This window comes from Allomuricauda sp. ANG21 (assembly GCF_040705235.1).
Lineage (GTDB): Bacteria > Bacteroidota > Bacteroidia > Flavobacteriales > Flavobacteriaceae > Flagellimonas > Flagellimonas marina.
Window position 1 is genome coordinate 916150 of the sequence record NZ_JBFCVT010000011.1, and the last position, 15514, is coordinate 931663.

Annotated in this window: 15 protein-coding genes and 1 riboswitch; of the genes, 9 read left to right on the forward strand and 6 right to left on the reverse strand. The window is 42.8% G+C overall.

What is annotated here, in order from left to right:
• Positions 1–4: 4 nt before the first annotated feature.
• Positions 5–424, reverse strand: a complete 420-nt coding sequence (locus tag AB1A65_RS12990) for a hypothetical protein (RefSeq protein ID WP_366589841.1) — start codon at positions 422–424, stop codon at positions 5–7.
• On the reverse strand, positions 411–920 hold the full coding sequence (locus tag AB1A65_RS12995; RefSeq protein WP_366589843.1) for an RNA polymerase sigma factor: 510 nt from the start codon (positions 918–920) through the stop codon (positions 411–413). Before AB1A65_RS12995 ends, AB1A65_RS12990 begins: the two co-directional genes overlap by 14 nt.
• A 210-nt stretch (positions 921–1130) precedes the next feature.
• Between AB1A65_RS12995 and AB1A65_RS13000 the strand changes: the two genes are divergently transcribed.
• Entirely contained in the window at positions 1131–2612 is a 1482-nt protein-coding gene (locus AB1A65_RS13000; RefSeq protein WP_366589846.1) for a S41 family peptidase, read from the forward strand.
• Positions 2613–2671: 59 nt separating this feature from the next.
• On the opposite strand, the gene AB1A65_RS13005 is transcribed toward AB1A65_RS13000, so the two are convergent.
• Together AB1A65_RS13005 and AB1A65_RS13010 are read right to left on the reverse strand one after the other, a co-directional pair.
• Positions 2672–3610, reverse strand: a complete 939-nt coding sequence (locus AB1A65_RS13005; RefSeq protein ID WP_366589848.1) for an ABC transporter substrate-binding protein — start codon at positions 3608–3610, stop codon at positions 2672–2674.
• Positions 3611–3620: 10 nt separating this feature from the next.
• The gene (locus AB1A65_RS13010; RefSeq protein WP_366589850.1) at positions 3621–5477 is read right to left on the reverse strand and encodes a TonB-dependent receptor plug domain-containing protein; all 1857 of its coding nucleotides are present in this window, start codon (positions 5475–5477) and stop codon (positions 3621–3623) included.
• Between the two features lie 67 nt (positions 5478–5544).
• Positions 5545–5787, reverse strand: a riboswitch (cobalamin riboswitch).
• Positions 5788–5841: 54 nt separating this feature from the next.
• Here AB1A65_RS13010 and AB1A65_RS13015 point away from each other — a divergent pair.
• The 6 genes from AB1A65_RS13015 to AB1A65_RS13040 are packed head-to-tail and all read left to right on the forward strand — an operon-like array spanning position 5842 to position 11107.
• Positions 5842–6999: an ABC transporter substrate-binding protein gene (locus AB1A65_RS13015; RefSeq protein ID WP_366589852.1), complete on the forward strand. Its 1158-nt coding sequence runs from the start codon at positions 5842–5844 to the stop codon at positions 6997–6999.
• On the forward strand, positions 7000–8031 hold the full coding sequence (locus AB1A65_RS13020) for an iron ABC transporter permease (protein ID WP_366589855.1): 1032 nt from the start codon (positions 7000–7002) through the stop codon (positions 8029–8031).
• Complete coding sequence (locus AB1A65_RS13025; RefSeq protein WP_366589857.1) at positions 8031–8810, forward strand: ABC transporter ATP-binding protein; 780 nt, start codon at positions 8031–8033, stop codon at positions 8808–8810. The genes AB1A65_RS13020 and AB1A65_RS13025 overlap by 1 nt, the downstream gene beginning before the upstream one ends.
• 60 nt (positions 8811–8870) lie before the next feature.
• Entirely contained in the window at positions 8871–10193 is a 1323-nt protein-coding gene (gene rmuC / locus AB1A65_RS13030; protein WP_366589860.1) for a DNA recombination protein RmuC, read from the forward strand.
• 3 nt (positions 10194–10196) lie between these two features.
• Entirely contained in the window at positions 10197–10565 is a 369-nt protein-coding gene (locus AB1A65_RS13035) for a 6-phosphogluconate dehydrogenase (RefSeq protein ID WP_366589862.1), read from the forward strand.
• Positions 10562–11107, forward strand: a complete 546-nt coding sequence (locus AB1A65_RS13040; RefSeq protein WP_366589864.1) for an acyl-CoA thioesterase — start codon at positions 10562–10564, stop codon at positions 11105–11107. Before AB1A65_RS13035 ends, AB1A65_RS13040 begins: the two co-directional genes overlap by 4 nt.
• Here the strand turns inward: AB1A65_RS13040 and pgl are convergent.
• Entirely contained in the window at positions 11104–11817 is a 714-nt protein-coding gene (gene pgl / locus AB1A65_RS13045) for a 6-phosphogluconolactonase (RefSeq protein ID WP_366589867.1), read from the reverse strand. The genes AB1A65_RS13040 and pgl overlap by 4 nt on opposite strands.
• Positions 11818–11849: 32 nt before the next feature.
• Positions 11850–13379, reverse strand: a complete 1530-nt coding sequence (gene zwf, locus AB1A65_RS13050; RefSeq protein ID WP_366589869.1) for a glucose-6-phosphate dehydrogenase — start codon at positions 13377–13379, stop codon at positions 11850–11852.
• Between the two features lie 161 nt (positions 13380–13540).
• Between zwf and gndA the strand changes: the two genes are divergently transcribed.
• A complete protein-coding gene (gene gndA, locus AB1A65_RS13055; RefSeq protein WP_366589871.1) occupies positions 13541–14950 on the forward strand; it encodes an NADP-dependent phosphogluconate dehydrogenase in 1410 nt (469 codons plus the stop codon).
• A gap of 111 nt (positions 14951–15061) precedes the next feature.
• Positions 15062–15451 carry a hypothetical protein gene (locus AB1A65_RS13060; RefSeq protein WP_366589875.1) on the forward strand — a complete coding sequence of 130 codons (390 nt, stop codon included), beginning with the start codon at positions 15062–15064 and terminating at the stop codon, positions 15449–15451.
• Positions 15452–15514 lie beyond the last annotated feature (63 nt).

Here is a 15514-nt window from a genome sequence, read left to right on the forward strand (position 1 = left end):
CGATTTAATTGTTGTTGTAAATTTTTTGCTTTGCTTCTTCAAACTCCTTCAAATACGCCACTTTTTCTGTGCCTCGGTTAAAGTTCTCCGCTAGGAGTTCAAAGGCTTTCATGGTTTCTTGGTAGGCGTGCTCTGCTTTCTTCTTTTCTTGGTATTGATTACCAAAATAGATGCCAAAAGTCAAGACTGCAACCGCTGCAACGGAAATCCATTTGTAATAGTTTACGCTAGGTTTTAATGGAACCTGCTTGGTAAAACGTTCTTCCTTGGCAATGGAAAAGTAGTTGAACACGGGCTTATATTGCTCAAGATGTGTGGCCACTTTCTCTTGAGAAAAATAGTCCCGGAGCTGTTCCTCCTCGGCCACTGTTGTGTTGGCCTTAAAGTACTTTTCCACTAATTTTTCTATGTTATCCAATTCCATAGCTATGTTTTTTTGTCAATTCTTCTCTTACTGTTTTTCGCGCCCGGGACAGTGCCACCCTTACTGCGGTGGGTTTCATGTCCAGCAGGTCACATATTTCATCAAATTCGTATTGCTCCACATCACGCAGTTGCAATACCATTTTCTGCTGCTCCGGTAATTCTTCCATAATGCGTTCCATCCAGCTTACACTGTCCTCAGCTTCCAACTGGCGTTGTAACGATGTGCTTTCATCGCTGTAATTGCTGTGCACCAACTTCAGGTTTCCGGCTTGCTTGGATTTTAAACGGTCCAAACAAAAATTCTTGGTCATCGTCATGGCAAAGGCTTCCACGTTATTATAGGTGCCCATCACCTCGTTTTTTGACCATAGCTTCAGCAAAATTTCTTGGGTGGCGTCCTCTGCTTCCTCCCGTGACACCAGCAAGCGCTTTGCCAGTCGGTAGAGCTTGTCCTTAAAAGGCATTACCACATTTAAAAATTCAGCTTGTTTCATTGGTTGTTTTCGTTGTTTCAGGTCAAATCCATCGACCTTCATTATCACGACGACGCATATCGAAATTTGTTACAAAAAATTTGTAATCTGCTTTTATGTGCCTATTTTGTACTCGAAATTCGTAAGAATTTTTAAAAATCACCGCCTAACCTACCAACCTCTTTTATTTACAATGGAATGAAAATTGAGGTATTCCGTAAAAACTTTGCTATGAAAAAATATGTTTTTCTGTTCTTGGGCCTTTCCTTGCTCATATCTTCATGTAACAATGATGACAATCAAATTACCAATGGGGAAACACCCGATGTAACCCCAGGCTCTGATGCGGTTATTCAACATTTTATGTGGCAGGCCATGAACCTTTGGTATTTCTGGCAAGGTGAAGTGGGTGTTTTGTCCGATACCCGATTTAGCTCTGATGAAGAGTACACCGAATTTTTGGAGCAAAACCCAAACCCTGCGGATTTTTACAATGATGTCCTCCTTTTTAATGAAGACCGCTTCAGTTTTTTGAATGATGACTATACCGAACTCGTCAATAATCTCTCCGGAGTATCCCGAAGCAATGGATTGGAATTTAATTTAGTGCAGTTTGCTGAAGGTGATGGGGTTTTTGGTTACGTAATTTACATTGTTCCAGATTCTGATGCTTCCACAAAGGATATCCAACGTGGGGATATTTTCACCCGGGTAGATGGACAAGAACTCAACCTTAGTAATTACATTGACCTCTTGTTTGGAAGCAATACCACCTATACACTTGGCATGGCCGATATTGTGGATAATGAAATTGTGGACAATGATACCGAAGTAACCCTAACGAAAATAGAAAATCAAGTTGAAGATCCCATTTTAGTGGCCGAAACGTTGGATATCAATGGAACCAAAGTCGCCTATTTAATGTACAATCGGTTCTTGAGCAGTTTCAATGAAGAACTCAATGCTGCTTTTGGCGAATTTGTTGCCGATGGCGCCACCGAGCTCGTTTTGGACATGCGCTATAATCCTGGCGGTTCCGTAAATACATCCCGCCTCTTGGCCAGTATGGTATATGGCACCAATACGAGTGATTTGTACATTAGGCAGCGTTGGAATGCTAAAATTCAAGAACAACTCGATGATGAACAATTAGAGGATTATTTTGCCAGCTCCACCGGTTCCACCGCCATTAATTCACTCAATCTTAGTAGGGTTTTTGTAATAGCCACCAACGATTCGGCTTCTGCCAGCGAATTGGTAATGAACGGATTGGCACCCTATGTAGATGTCATCCACATTGGGGAAACTACTAGAGGGAAAAATGAATTTTCAATTACTCTGGTAGATGATCCCGGAAACGCTTTTGTATACAGCAGTGACCGAGAAAACAATATCAATTCAGATAACAGTTGGGGGTTACAACCTTTGGTAGGGCGAAACGAAAATGCAGATGGTTTTTTTGATTATACCAATGGTCTTGCGCCAAACATCACTCTTTTGGAGGATATTGCCAATCTTGGGGTGCTTGGTGATGTCAATGAGCCACTTTTGGCCCGAGCCCTACAAGAAATTACTGGAGTTACAAGCAAAGTCAGCTTTTCAGCGCAAATGCCTGCCAAGTCGTTTGCCAGCTCAAGATTCTTAACGCCGGCTAAAGACAATATGTATTTGGACAAGCCTTTGCATATTGACTTTAACCAAATCAATGATTAAACAATCGAATATAAAAAGCGGCCCAAAAATCAAAATTGATTTTTGGGCCGCTTTTCTTTCTAATGCTGGGCTTTTTGCAAGTTTAATTGGGTGTATTTTCCTTTCAACTCGTCTGGAATTTTAACTGTTTCAGGGTGAAAGAGTCCTGCCAAAACTTCAATCCCATCTACCAAGGTATTGGCAGAAGATTGGGTGAACATATCAAAATCCGCAACGAACACTTTGTTCTCTTTTACAGCTTTTAGTTTGCCCCAGCCCTCCTGTTTCGTCAAAAGATGTATCTCCTCCAAGGTGCGGTCAATAGTAAACCCGCATGGAGCTATTACCACTATTTCAGGGTCATACTTTACTATTTTGGACCATGGAGTGACCACACTGTCCCCGGAAGGATTGGAAAGCATGTCCACACCACCGGCATAGGCTATTTGATGCGGAATCCAATGGCCACAATTAAAAATAGGCTGTATCCATTCCATGAGCATTACACGCTTAGGCGTTGCCCTGACCGATCGGAGTTGGTCCACAACATTATCCATCCTCTTATGCAACCCGTCCAAATACCGGTAAGCCACCTCTTCTTTATTCACGGCCTTGGCAATGGTAATGGCCGACTCAAAAACATCTTCCAAGGATTCCGGGCTAATGGAAATCAGTTTAGGCTGCTTTTTCAAATGCGCCACGGCGGCAGAGGTGCAAGCGGTATCTATCTGACAAACATCGCACATATCTTGTGTGAAAATGATGTCAGGAGCCATTTCTTCCAATAGTACCTCATCTACATAATACAACTGTTTGCCTTGGTTTTTACTGGCCGAGAACAACGAATCAATTTCCTGACTGGACAGATTCTTGCCTTCCAAGATGCACCGCACCACGGGTTTCTTCTCCCGCAAGGCCCTTTCGGGACATTCAAAAGTGATTCCTTCCAAATGTCCGTCCAAACCCATATCATAAAGCATCTGGGTCACAGCCGGTAAAAAAGAGCAAACTTTTAGCATGTATTTGGGCTTACAGGTTCAAATTTAATCCAAAGGCAACATTCCTGCCCCTTGTGGTAAAACCAATGACCTCGGTATATTCTTCGTTCAGCAAATTAAAGCCGTTGACAAAAACTTTCAACCGATTGGGAAGCAATTGATGTTCCACATAAAGATTCAATAAAGAGAATGGTTCCAAAGCCTCATCAGTAAAGGTCGTAAAATCTGTATCAATTCGTTCTCCAGTATAGGCATATCCCAAAGAAAGATGCGTGGTCTCGCATATTCTATAGCCCAGCTCCAAATTCGCTTTATGTTTGGGGATACGAATTGCATTATCCCCTTTTCGTTCTGTAAAGGTATAATTGGCATTCACATCCAATGCACCAATCGGTTTCCAAGATAGTTCAACTTCCACTCCACTTGCGTCTATTTCATCAGAAATATTGATACTGGTAAAGTTTTGATCAAAACCTATCGCATTTTTCTCATTTCTATTAAAATATAATGCACTCAAGCGCAATTTGTCATTTACCTTGTACTCCACACCCCCTTCAATGGTGCGGTTCTCCTCGGGTTCCAACTCTGGATTGGAACCAAAATCACCGAACAACTGTATTAAATTGGGAGTAATGTACGATGTGGCATAAGACCCCAACAATTTCACATACCCATTGGCAGAGGGGAATACGTAGGATGGGTTGAGATTATATACAAAATGGCTGCCATATTCAGAGTGGTTGTTCCATCGTCCACCAACGTTCAAGTTCAGCCCAAAATCGGAAACGTATACAACGTTGGCATAAGGATCCACCATAGTAAAATCCACCTCATTGGAAAAAGTGGCCTCATCCTTCAGGTAGTTTACCCCCAAGATGGTATGCCATTTATCATTTATGACGTATTTGTTGTAAAAATCAAGTACCAAATTCTTTCCAACCGATACACTTTCCCCAAAAGTGCTTTCGGAGTCCGTTTCGTAATCGGTATAGGCCGTGTTCAAATGTAGCGACCCTTTACCATATCCTACCGATGAAGAAATCCCAGCCCGCTTTTGGTCCACTCTGGAACGGTTTGACGCTTCCATGAGACTGGCATCAAATTCGTTGGAATATTGGGTCTGGTTTCCGTAGACCGAAAACCGAAAATCTTCAGAAAATTGGTATCCCAACTTCACATTGGTACTGAAATGGGAAAAATTATCTTCTTCGTTCTCCGGGGTAACTGCAGCAGAAAGTCCCTTGCTGCTCCGGTTGGAAAAATCCACCACATAATTGAACTTGTTCAAGCTACCGTTCAGAGAAACTGAATTGCTGATGTTGCCCAAGTTATAGTTTTGGTCTTCCGCTGTCTGATTGGTCCCCACTGTGGATTGAAAATTCCCGGTTATCTTTTCCTTGGAACTTTTCTTGGTGGTGATGTTGATTACGGCTGTGGCCGCATTGGTACCGTACAAAGTGCTTGCAGCCCCTTTGATAATCTCAATACTTTCAATTGATGCGGTGGAGAGCAAACGCAAATCATATTCTTGTGCAAAGGACGATGGGTCGGATACCCTTACTCCATCTATGACCACCAAAACCTGTCTGCCCCTTCCTCCTCGAGCAAAAACACCCAAGACATCACCGTCCCTTCCACGGCTTCCAGTAATCTCAATTCCACTTTTGGTGTTGATGATCTGGGCCACGGTTTGTCCTTGTTTCCGTTCCAGTTCCTCAGCAGTGATCTTAATGACCGTTTTACCTGAGTTCTCTCGTTTCAGTTCAAATTTTGAATCGCTTACCACAACCTCTTCCAATTGTTGCAACTGTTGCGAATCCTGTTGTTGGGCACAAAGTCCCTTGCCCGCCAATAAAGCGGCACATAACCATAAATGATTTTTTTTCATTTCGTTTAAATCAATAAACGGGAGCGTAGTATGATTTTATACGCAAACTTTTATCCCGAAAGTTTAACATTGTTTGTTTGAATTTGGCAGGTCTCCTGACTTATTTTATGAAGTTTCACCTTCCCATCCTTCAGGCGGACAGTGGTATTGAAGAAAACAACATCCCTAATGGGTGCCAAATCCAAGCCTGTCTGCCGACAGGTAGATTTGGCATAAACTTACAGTTGCGGGAACAGCTCTGGATTTACACCGGATTCCCTTTTAATCACATGAAAAAAACGTCATGCGAACCAAAATTCAGTGCGAAAGTAATCAATCTGTTTAATCTTTTTTTACAAAAGTTAAATAATATTACTTTTGATCCATGTCGAAAAAACAGTTCTACAAACTCTTTATTGGGATGGCCTGCGTGTCCATCCTTATAAGCTGTGGCGAAAAAAGGAAAACCCAATCAAATCCTATTTCCACACAAGAATCCCAAATTGAATACGCCACTGGATTTACAATCCAAAAAAACCAACAATTTACCGAGATTAAGGTTACATCAGCCTGGCCTGGCTCTGAAAGGAACTTTACCTATGCTTTGGTGCCCAGGGAGAACTTGGCAGCCATTACATTGCCCAGCGATGCCTACGATGCAATCGTGGCCACCCCGGTAGAACGAATCGTAATTACTTCTACAACACATATCCCATCTTTGGATGCTCTGGGTGTATTGGAGTCCGTGGTCGGTTTCCCCAATACCGATTTAATTTCATCTCCCCCCACCCGAGAAAGAATTGACCAAGGTCTTATTAAGGAACTGGGCACCAATGAAAACATAAACACCGAGGTAGTTTTGGAGCTCAATCCAGAACTTATCATGGGGTTTGGCATAAACGATACCAATAAAGCCTATGATGTCATCAAAAGGGCTGGGATTCCCGTGGTCTATAATGGCGATTGGGTGGAAAAGACCCCACTGGGAAAAGCAGAATGGATTAAGTTTTTTGCTCCATTCTTCCAAAAAGAAAAAGAGGCAGACCGTATTTTCGAGGAAATTGAAACCGCTTATACAGAAGCAAAAGCATTAGCGCAACGAGCAATGGAAAAACCAACTGTCCTCACGGGTGGACTCTACAAGGATGTTTGGTACATTTCAGGTGGGAAAAGCTGGATGGCCCGGTTTTTAGCCGATGCCAATGCTGATTATATTTGGTCCGATACCGAAGAGACTGGAGGAATTGGTTTGAGTTTGGAAGCGGTTCTGGAAAAGGCCCAAAAAGCAGATTATTGGTTGAATCCTTCCTTGCACACCAGCTATGCTGAATTGGAAAAAGCCAATGCACACTACCTTCAATTTTCAGCATTTTCCAATAAAAAAGTCTATTCCAATGCCATAAAAAAAGGAGCAACGGGAGGATTGGTATTTTATGAATTGGCCCCCCAACGCCCCGACTTGGTGCTGAAAGACCTCATTTCCATTTTACACCCCGGACTGTTGGAGGATTATGAACCCCATTTTTATAGGCCCTTACAGTAAATGCTGAAATCAAGATCATATCGTCTTTCGTTTGTACTGATTTCATTGGCTTTACTGCTTGCATGGATATTGAACATCAGCTCAGGTTCAGTTGCCATTCCGTTTAAATCCACCATTTCCATTTTATTGGGCAAACCCGTGGAAATCGGTTCTTGGCAATACATTATCTGGGAATATCGCATTCCCAAAGCCTTTACCGCCATTTTGGTGGGTGGTGGATTATCTTTGAGCGGGTTGCTCATGCAGACCCTGTTCCGAAACCCATTGGCAGGACCCTTTGTTTTGGGGATTAGCTCTGGGGCCAGTTTAGGTGCTGCACTTTTGCTGATGGGGGCTTCACTGCTTACTGGATTGAGCTCCTTCGCTTTTTTAAGTGATATTTCTTTGGCCATTGCGGCCAGCGTGGGGAGTTTTTTGGTACTGCTTGTGGTGATGTTGGCAGCACAACGCATCAAGGATACCATGGCTTTGCTGATTATTGGATTGATGTTCGGAAGCATCACCTCAGCCTTGGTCAGTGTTTTGGCCTATTTTTCAAGTGCAGAAAACCTCCAGCGCTTTATTTTTTGGTCCTTTGGCAGTGTGGGTGATCTCTCTTCCGGACAAGTTTTGCTTTTAGCTGGAATCGTTTTCTTGGGGATTTTCCTTTGCATTTTATCCATCAAGGCGCTAAATGCCTTTTTATTGGGTGAAAATTACGCATTGAGTCTAGGGGTTTCACTGAAAAAATCAAGATTGCTCATTATTATTGCCACCGGCCTTTTGGCAGGGGGTGTAACCGCTTTTGCCGGCCCCATAGCTTTTGTAGGCTTGGCCGTACCCCATCTCACCCGTCAGATTTTTGATACCATGGAGCATCGTATCCTCATTCCAGCTGTATTTTTATATGGTGCTATTTTGATGTTGTTGTGCGATACACTTGCACAATTACCGAACTCGACCAATGTGCTTCCCATAAATGCAATCACTTCGCTGGTGGGCGCTCCGGTCGTCATCTGGCTCTTGGTTCGAAAACGAAAAATGATGTTCTAATGGCAGAACAGAAAAATTCCATAATCGCAGTAAAAGAATTGACCGTTGGATACGGTTCCAAAGTGGTTGCTAAAAACATCAATTTCACCTTGGAGCCGGGCGTGCTTTGCGGCATTGTGGGTGTCAATGGCATCGGAAAATCCACCTTATTGCGGACCTTAGCCAACTTTCAACCTAAATTAAGCGGTGGTATTGAAATCCAAAACAAGCCACTGGAAAGCCATTCGCCTTCAGAATTGGCGCAAAAACTGGGTGTGGTGCTCACAGAGCAACCTGCCTCTAAAAACCTGACCGTTCAAGAATTGATTGCCTTGGGGCGACAACCGTATACCAATTGGATTGGAACACTGACTTCAGCAGACAAAGAACACATTCAAAAAAGTATAGATGCCTTTTTGCTGGAAGAACTTCGCTTCTCGAAATGTCATGAGTTAAGTGATGGCCAATTACAGCGGGTGTTGATTGCCCGTGCCATGGCGCAGGATACACCTCTGATCTTATTGGACGAACCTACCACCCATTTGGATCTCTTCCATAAGGTTCAAATTTTGAAATTGCTCCAACAACTGGCGCATCAAAACCAAAAGACCATCATATTTACCACCCATGAGATTGACCTCGCCATTCAACTGTGTGATAAAATCCTGATTCTTGACGGTGACGCCAATCCCTTTGGCGACCCTTGCCAACTGATTGAACAAAAGCATTTTGAACGACTGTTTCCTTCGGAAATGGTACAGTTTGATGCCAAGACCGGTTCGTTTAAAGTGAATAAGTAAGTTTATTTTCCCGTCCTCGCATCAGTTGGAATCCGTTATCTTTAGCCTGTAGAAATCGTTATGAGTGCAGAATTGATATACCTTATTGTTGGAATTTTAGCCGTTGTCATAGGATTATTTCTGGGCATTTACATCCAAAAATTAAAGACAAAATCCAACGAAACCGTCTGGAAAGAATTGGAAACCAAGGCCAAGGAGCAGGAACTTGTCTTGAAGAATGATATAAAAGAACTTCAAGAAAAGAAATCCAATCTTGAAGTAGCATTGGCAAGAGAGGAAGCCAAATCCGGTAATTTGGAAATAAAACTTTCTGAGCAAAAGGAGGAGCTGGAAAAATTACAGGAAAAATTCACCAAAGAGTTTGAAAACCTGGCTAACAAAATCTTGGACGAAAAGAGCGAGAAATTCACCAAGAGCAATAAGGAGAGCATTGAAAATATCTTAACTCCGCTCAATAAAAAAATAAAGGAATTTGAACAAAAGGTAGAGGAATCCCAAAAGGAAAATTTTGGATTGCACTCCTCTTTAAAACAGCAACTGCTCGACTTGCGCAGTCAAAACCTCAAAATCACCCAAGAAGCGGAAAACCTGACCAAAGCCCTAAAGGGCGACAGCAAAATGCAAGGAAATTGGGGCGAGGTGATACTGACAAGGATTTTAGAGAAATCCGGGTTGACAAAAGACCGGGAATACACCCTTCAGGACAGTTTTAAAGATGAGGAGGGCAAGAGACATCAAACTGATGTGCTGATTCATTTGCCCGATGGCAAAAAAATGATTGTGGACAGTAAAGTCTCCATTGTCCATTTTGAACGTTATGTTTCCGAGGAGGATGAAAAGCAAAAAGAGCTTTACCTAAAACAGCATATAGATTCCATCAAAAGGCATGTGGAGGAACTTAGCAAAAAAAACTATCAGCTTTTGATAGAAGAAAGCCCAGATACGGTTTTTATGTTCATCCCTACAGAACCCGCTTTTGCGATAGCTTCGGCTTTTGAGCCCAATTTATATGAGGATGCATTTGTAAAGGACATTATTATTGTGACCCCTTCCACGCTTTTAGCGGCGTTAAAATTGGTAGACAACCTTTGGAAGAATGATAAACAAAAAAGGTTTGCCATAGAGATTGCCACTGAAGCAGGTAAACTTTACGATTCATTCACCAATTTAACAGATGATCTCTTGAAAGTTGGCAATCAAATCGGGACAGTCCAAAATACCTATCAAAGTGCCATGAAAAAATTGACAGGTCGTGGAAATTTGATTAGAAAAGTAGAGAATTTGAAAGCGCTAGGGGCAAAAGCAAGCAAGAGTATTGATGATAAACTATTGAAACGTGCCCTAGAGGATGATTCTGATGACAATCCAAAACTTGAACTATAACCTGTGAAAAAGATTCTATTCATCACCATTTCAGCTATTGTCCTTGGGATAGTAGGCTATTTTGCCTTTATCTACTATGTGCCCTACAGCGAGGGGTACCGTTCTGGGGAACTTATCAAATTCAGCCGAAAAGGGGTTTTGGTAAAGACTTGGGAAGGACAAATCAGTCAAGGGCTATCCGGAATCAATGTATTTTCGTTTTCGGTGGAAGACAAGGAAGCGGATATCATTGAAAAAATGAAGGAATATCAAGGAAATTACGTCAAAGTGACGTACAAGGAGCGGTATGCCACCTTTTTCTGGCTGGGCGATACCAAATACTTTATCACCGAGGTACAAATGGAGAAGTCACCACTATTTAGAAATCAATGAAAAAATTTAAATCGTCCAGAGAAAGCAGAGTTGCCATTACCGAGCTGATGCTTCCCTCCCATTCCAATTTTGGAGGGAAAGTCCACGGTGGACACATCCTCAATCTTATGGACCAAATTGCCTTTGCCTGTGCGTCCAAGCACTCGCAGAGTTACTGTGTAACCGCTTCAGTGAACCGCGTGGATTTTTTAAATCCCATTGATGTCGGGGAATTGGTCACGCTGAAAGCCTCCATAAATTACACTGGAAAAACCTCCATGGTGGTCGGGGTACGGGTGGAATCTGAAAATGTGACCACGGGAGAAGTAAAACATTGTAATTCTTCCTATTTTACCATGGTATCCAAAGGGAAGGATGGCAAAAACAAAAGGGTTCCTGGGTTAATTCTGAAAACCAAACAGGATATCCGCCGATTTGCCCGCAGTAAGGAACGGAAACAATCTGCTTTTCATCGGGATAGCAAATACGAATCTACCAACTTTAAGGTCAACGAATTTTTGGAGTTCTTAGAGGGCGAAAACGTTAAGATGGATTTGGATTAATTAAGTTTAGCCGCCGCAGGTTCATCCAAAAACCAAACCAGATTTCCGTATTTTGGGTCGACCAGAGTTGCCGGATAGGCTTGTGACCCTTCGGTTTTTTCCACAACCGCCTTTACTTTTTCAGCTTTTGAGGCTCCCGTGACCAAAAAAGCGACTTCTTTGGCCGCATTGATGACTTTTCCATTGATGGACACCCGTTGTTGACCAGATTCGGGATGCGTGGCCACTACACAATGGTCTTCCACATTCCATAAATTAATTTGATGCGGGAAAATGGATGCCGTGTGGCCATCATCACCCATACCCAGTATGACCAGGTCAAATTGGGGTGTACCTTCTACCTCCTCCAAATTGATTTCCAACAGATTGGCATAACAAATGGCTTCCGTTTTTGGCTCTTCTTCTCCTCTAATCCTATGGATATTGGCTTTTGGAACCTTAATTTTGGAAAACAAGTGCTCCACGGTCATTTTGTAGTTGCTTTCATCATCGGTTGGGGGAACACAACGCTCATCACCCCAATAAAAATGTACTTTGCTCCAATCCACTTTGTCGGAAAAGTTCTTGGCCAACACATCAAACACAATTTTGGGAGTGCTTCCACCGGAAAGAGCCACATGAAATGTCCCTTCGGTTTTTGTTTTCTCTACAAAATAGGCCGAAAACTGTTCCGCTACTTCTTGTTTGTCTCTATATATTTTTAAATCCATAGTAATTTCAATTCAGTCCTAACTCCTAACTCCTAACAAATTACACAATATCCAGGATCATCCGCCAAGTTTTCACCGGGGTTACGCCACATGCCCCTATCATCTATTAAATCATCGGCATTTTCAGGCCCCCACACTCCAGCTGCGTAGCCGTACATGCGTACATCCTTTCCGCTTTTCCAGTAGTTTAGAATAGGATCCACAAATTCCCAAGCGGCCTCTACCTCATCAGCACGGGCATACAGGGTGGCATCGCCTTGCATGGCATCCAATAAAAGTCGCTCGTACGCTTCCATGACATAAGTTTCGGCCAAACTGGAATAGTAAAAGTCCATATTAGCACGTTCCACTTTAAAACCCTGACCGGGCACTTTTACACCAAATTTAATTAGGATACCTTCATCTGGCTGAATTCTAATGACCAGTTTATTATCGCGGTGCATCCCAGATTCCTGAAAAATTTGATGGTGGGGCTCTTTAAAATGTATTACAATCTCCGTCACCTTGGTGGGCATGCGCTTTGCTGTGCGCACATAAAACGGAATCCCATGCCAGCGCCAATTGTCCACATAAAACTTAATGGCCGCGTACGTTTCCGTAGTGGAATTGGGATCAACCCCCTCCTCTTCACGATAGCCTTTGACTTTCTCACCTTTAATTTCTGAGGCCACATACTGCGCTCGAATAGTATTGTCATACAAGGTTTGTTCATCCTTCATCACCCGAAGGGATTTTAAGGCTTTCACTTTTTCATTCCGAATTTCCTCAGCGTCATCCCCAATGGGCGGCTCCATCACCACCAAAGAAACGAGTTGCAACAAATGGTTCTGAAACATATCGCGCAACGCTCCCGATTTATCATAATACCCTCCTCGTTTTTCTACCCCAACACTCTCAGCGTTGGTTATTTCCACATGATGTATGTAATTCCGATTCCAAAGTGGTTCAAAGATGCTGTTGGCAAAACGTGTCACCAACAAGTTCTGCACGGTTTCCTTGCCCAAATAGTGGTCAATCCTATAAATTTGGTGTTCCTCAAAAAAACGGTGCAAACCTTTATTCAAGTTTTTGGCCGTCTCCAAACTATACCCGAAGGGCTTTTCCACAATCAAACGCTTCCAACCATGGTTTTGGGTGTTCATTTCTGCATCGGCAAGGTTCTTTGCCACCGTTTCGTATAATGTGGGAGGGGTGGAAAGGTAATAGATGATGTTTCCAGAAGTGTCATGTTTATCCTTGAGTTCTTCCACCCGCTTGCGCAAATCGCCATAGTCTGTATCGTAATCTTTGCCCAAATCCTCATAATAGAGTTTATTGGCAAATGCCTTGGTTTTGGCATCCCCAGCATCTTTTATTTTATCTTTCAGATATGGGCTTTTGTGCACCACCCGATCCCTAAAATCATCATCACTCAAATCGCTCCGGCTGGCCCCAAGAACAACAAAGTTCTTCGGAAGATGTCCTGCCAAATGGAGGTTAAAGAGTCCCGGAATCAATTTTCGGGCGGTTAAATCGCCTGATGCCCCAAAAATTACAAGCATCTGGTTGTCGGTCTTTTTCATAGCTACTTGATTTTGCTACATGAATCATTGAAATGACACTTCCTTTTCGGATGAGGTCATTATTATTTGAGCGTAACGAATATAAGGTTTATTTTAGGTTCAGATTTCAACAAATAGCTTACTTATTGTTGTCTTAACGTAAGGGGTTAAAAATAAAGAACATGACAAAAAAGTATGATTTTGGGCTGGTTGGCCTTGGCGTAATGGGACGCAATTTTATTCTGAATGTGGCCGATAATGGCTTCACCGCATTCGGAAATGATTTGGATGATGAAAAAGTAAACGCCCTGATTTCTGAAGGTGGCGATACAGACAAAGTGAATGCCACTACAGATGTGAAGACTTTTGTGGATGCATTGGCCACGCCTCGAAAAATTATGCTGCTGGTCCCTGCTGGGAAAGTGGTGGATATTGTTATTGATGGGCTTCTTCCCCATCTCGACAAAGGCGATATCATCATTGATGGTGGAAACTCCTTTTTTACGGATACAGACCGACGCGAAGCGTATCTGAAAGAAAAAGGTATCAATTTCTTTGGGGCCGGGGTTTCTGGAGGTGCCAAGGGTGCCCGCCTGGGACCAAGTATTATGCCTGGAGGCTCTCGTGAGGCCTATCAACATGTAAAACCCATTTTTGAAGCGGTGTCCGCTAAATACAAAGGCGAACCTTGCGTGGCCTATTTGGGTCCGAAATCGGCCGGGAATTATGTAAAAATGGTACACAACGGCATCGAATACGGGTTGATGCAGCTTACTTCAGAAATCTATGACCTCTTGAAAAAAGCAGGTGGACTCACCAACGAAGAACTCCATGAAACCTATTCCACTTGGAATGAGGGTAGACTACAGTCCTTTTTGGTGGAAATCACCTCAGAAATTTTTGAGCAAAAAGATGATTTGGGTGATGGACATTTGGTGGATAAAATATTGGACAAGGCCAAGCAGAAAGGGACCGGAAAGTGGACCTCCCAAAACGCGATGGACCTCGGCATCCCTGTTCCCACTATTGATATTGCTGTGAGCATGCGTGAGATTTCCGCCCTCAAGGACGAGCGTATCAAAGCGGATGAATTGTATGACCGACCCACCCCAAAAGCTGTGGACAAAGTGGATTTTACCAACAAATCGGAGCAGGCTTTGTATTTTGCGTTTATCATCACCTATGCGCAGGGCATGCACCAATTGGCTGATGCCTCCAAAGAGTACGGCTACGAACTGGAACTTGGGGAAATTGCTAAAATTTGGCGGGCGGGCTGTATTATACGAGCGGCCTTGTTGGCGGACATTACCGAAGCCTACCGGGCGAATGAAAATTTAGAGAACCTATTGTTGTCGCCCTCTTTTGTGGAAAAAGTGCAGGAAACCGTGGCGGCAGCCCGTGAATTGGTTGCCTATGGTGCCACGAATGGCATTCCGCTACCCGGACTCTCCAATGCTCTCACCTATTTTGATGCGTATACCAGCAGTCGTTTGCCGTTGAACCTGATTCAGGCGCAGCGCGACTATTTTGGTTCGCATACCTACGAGCGTGTGGACCAAGAAGGGATTTTCCATACGGAGTGGGAAAAGTAAATCCAAAACACAACTGTCATGAAAATAGGATTGTTTTTTTTGATGTTTGTTTTACAGTTGAATCATACAAAAGCCCCTTACTGTAAATGTGACTAGAGTGACACTATTCCCATGGCAGTGAAAAATTCCGATGTAGTGGTTATTGGGGAAGTGGTGAAAAAAAATATAATTTCAAAGAGTATTCGCAATGGAAACTCCGGAAAAAATGAGCAATTACTCTTAAAAAAGTACGGAATACAAATATCAAAAGCTTACAAGGGTGTTAGACAGGATAAAATAGTATTTATTTATACTACTAGTCAGCCAAGTGCTTGCGGTTTACAACTTAACATTGGTGAAACCTATATGATTTTTGGAACTAAGGGTAGTTTCCTTCCCCCCTTTCTTGATCGTGAATTAGAACCTTTTGAACGTCAATCGTATTGGAGTAATTCTTGCTCAGCTACGCAGGAATTTACCAAAGATTTAAAAGCTGAAGTTGAAACAAGCTTAGGTGGATAATCTTTGAACCAATTTAAAAAAATAGATGGTATTCAAAAAACACTAGCAAACCTAATAATTAAT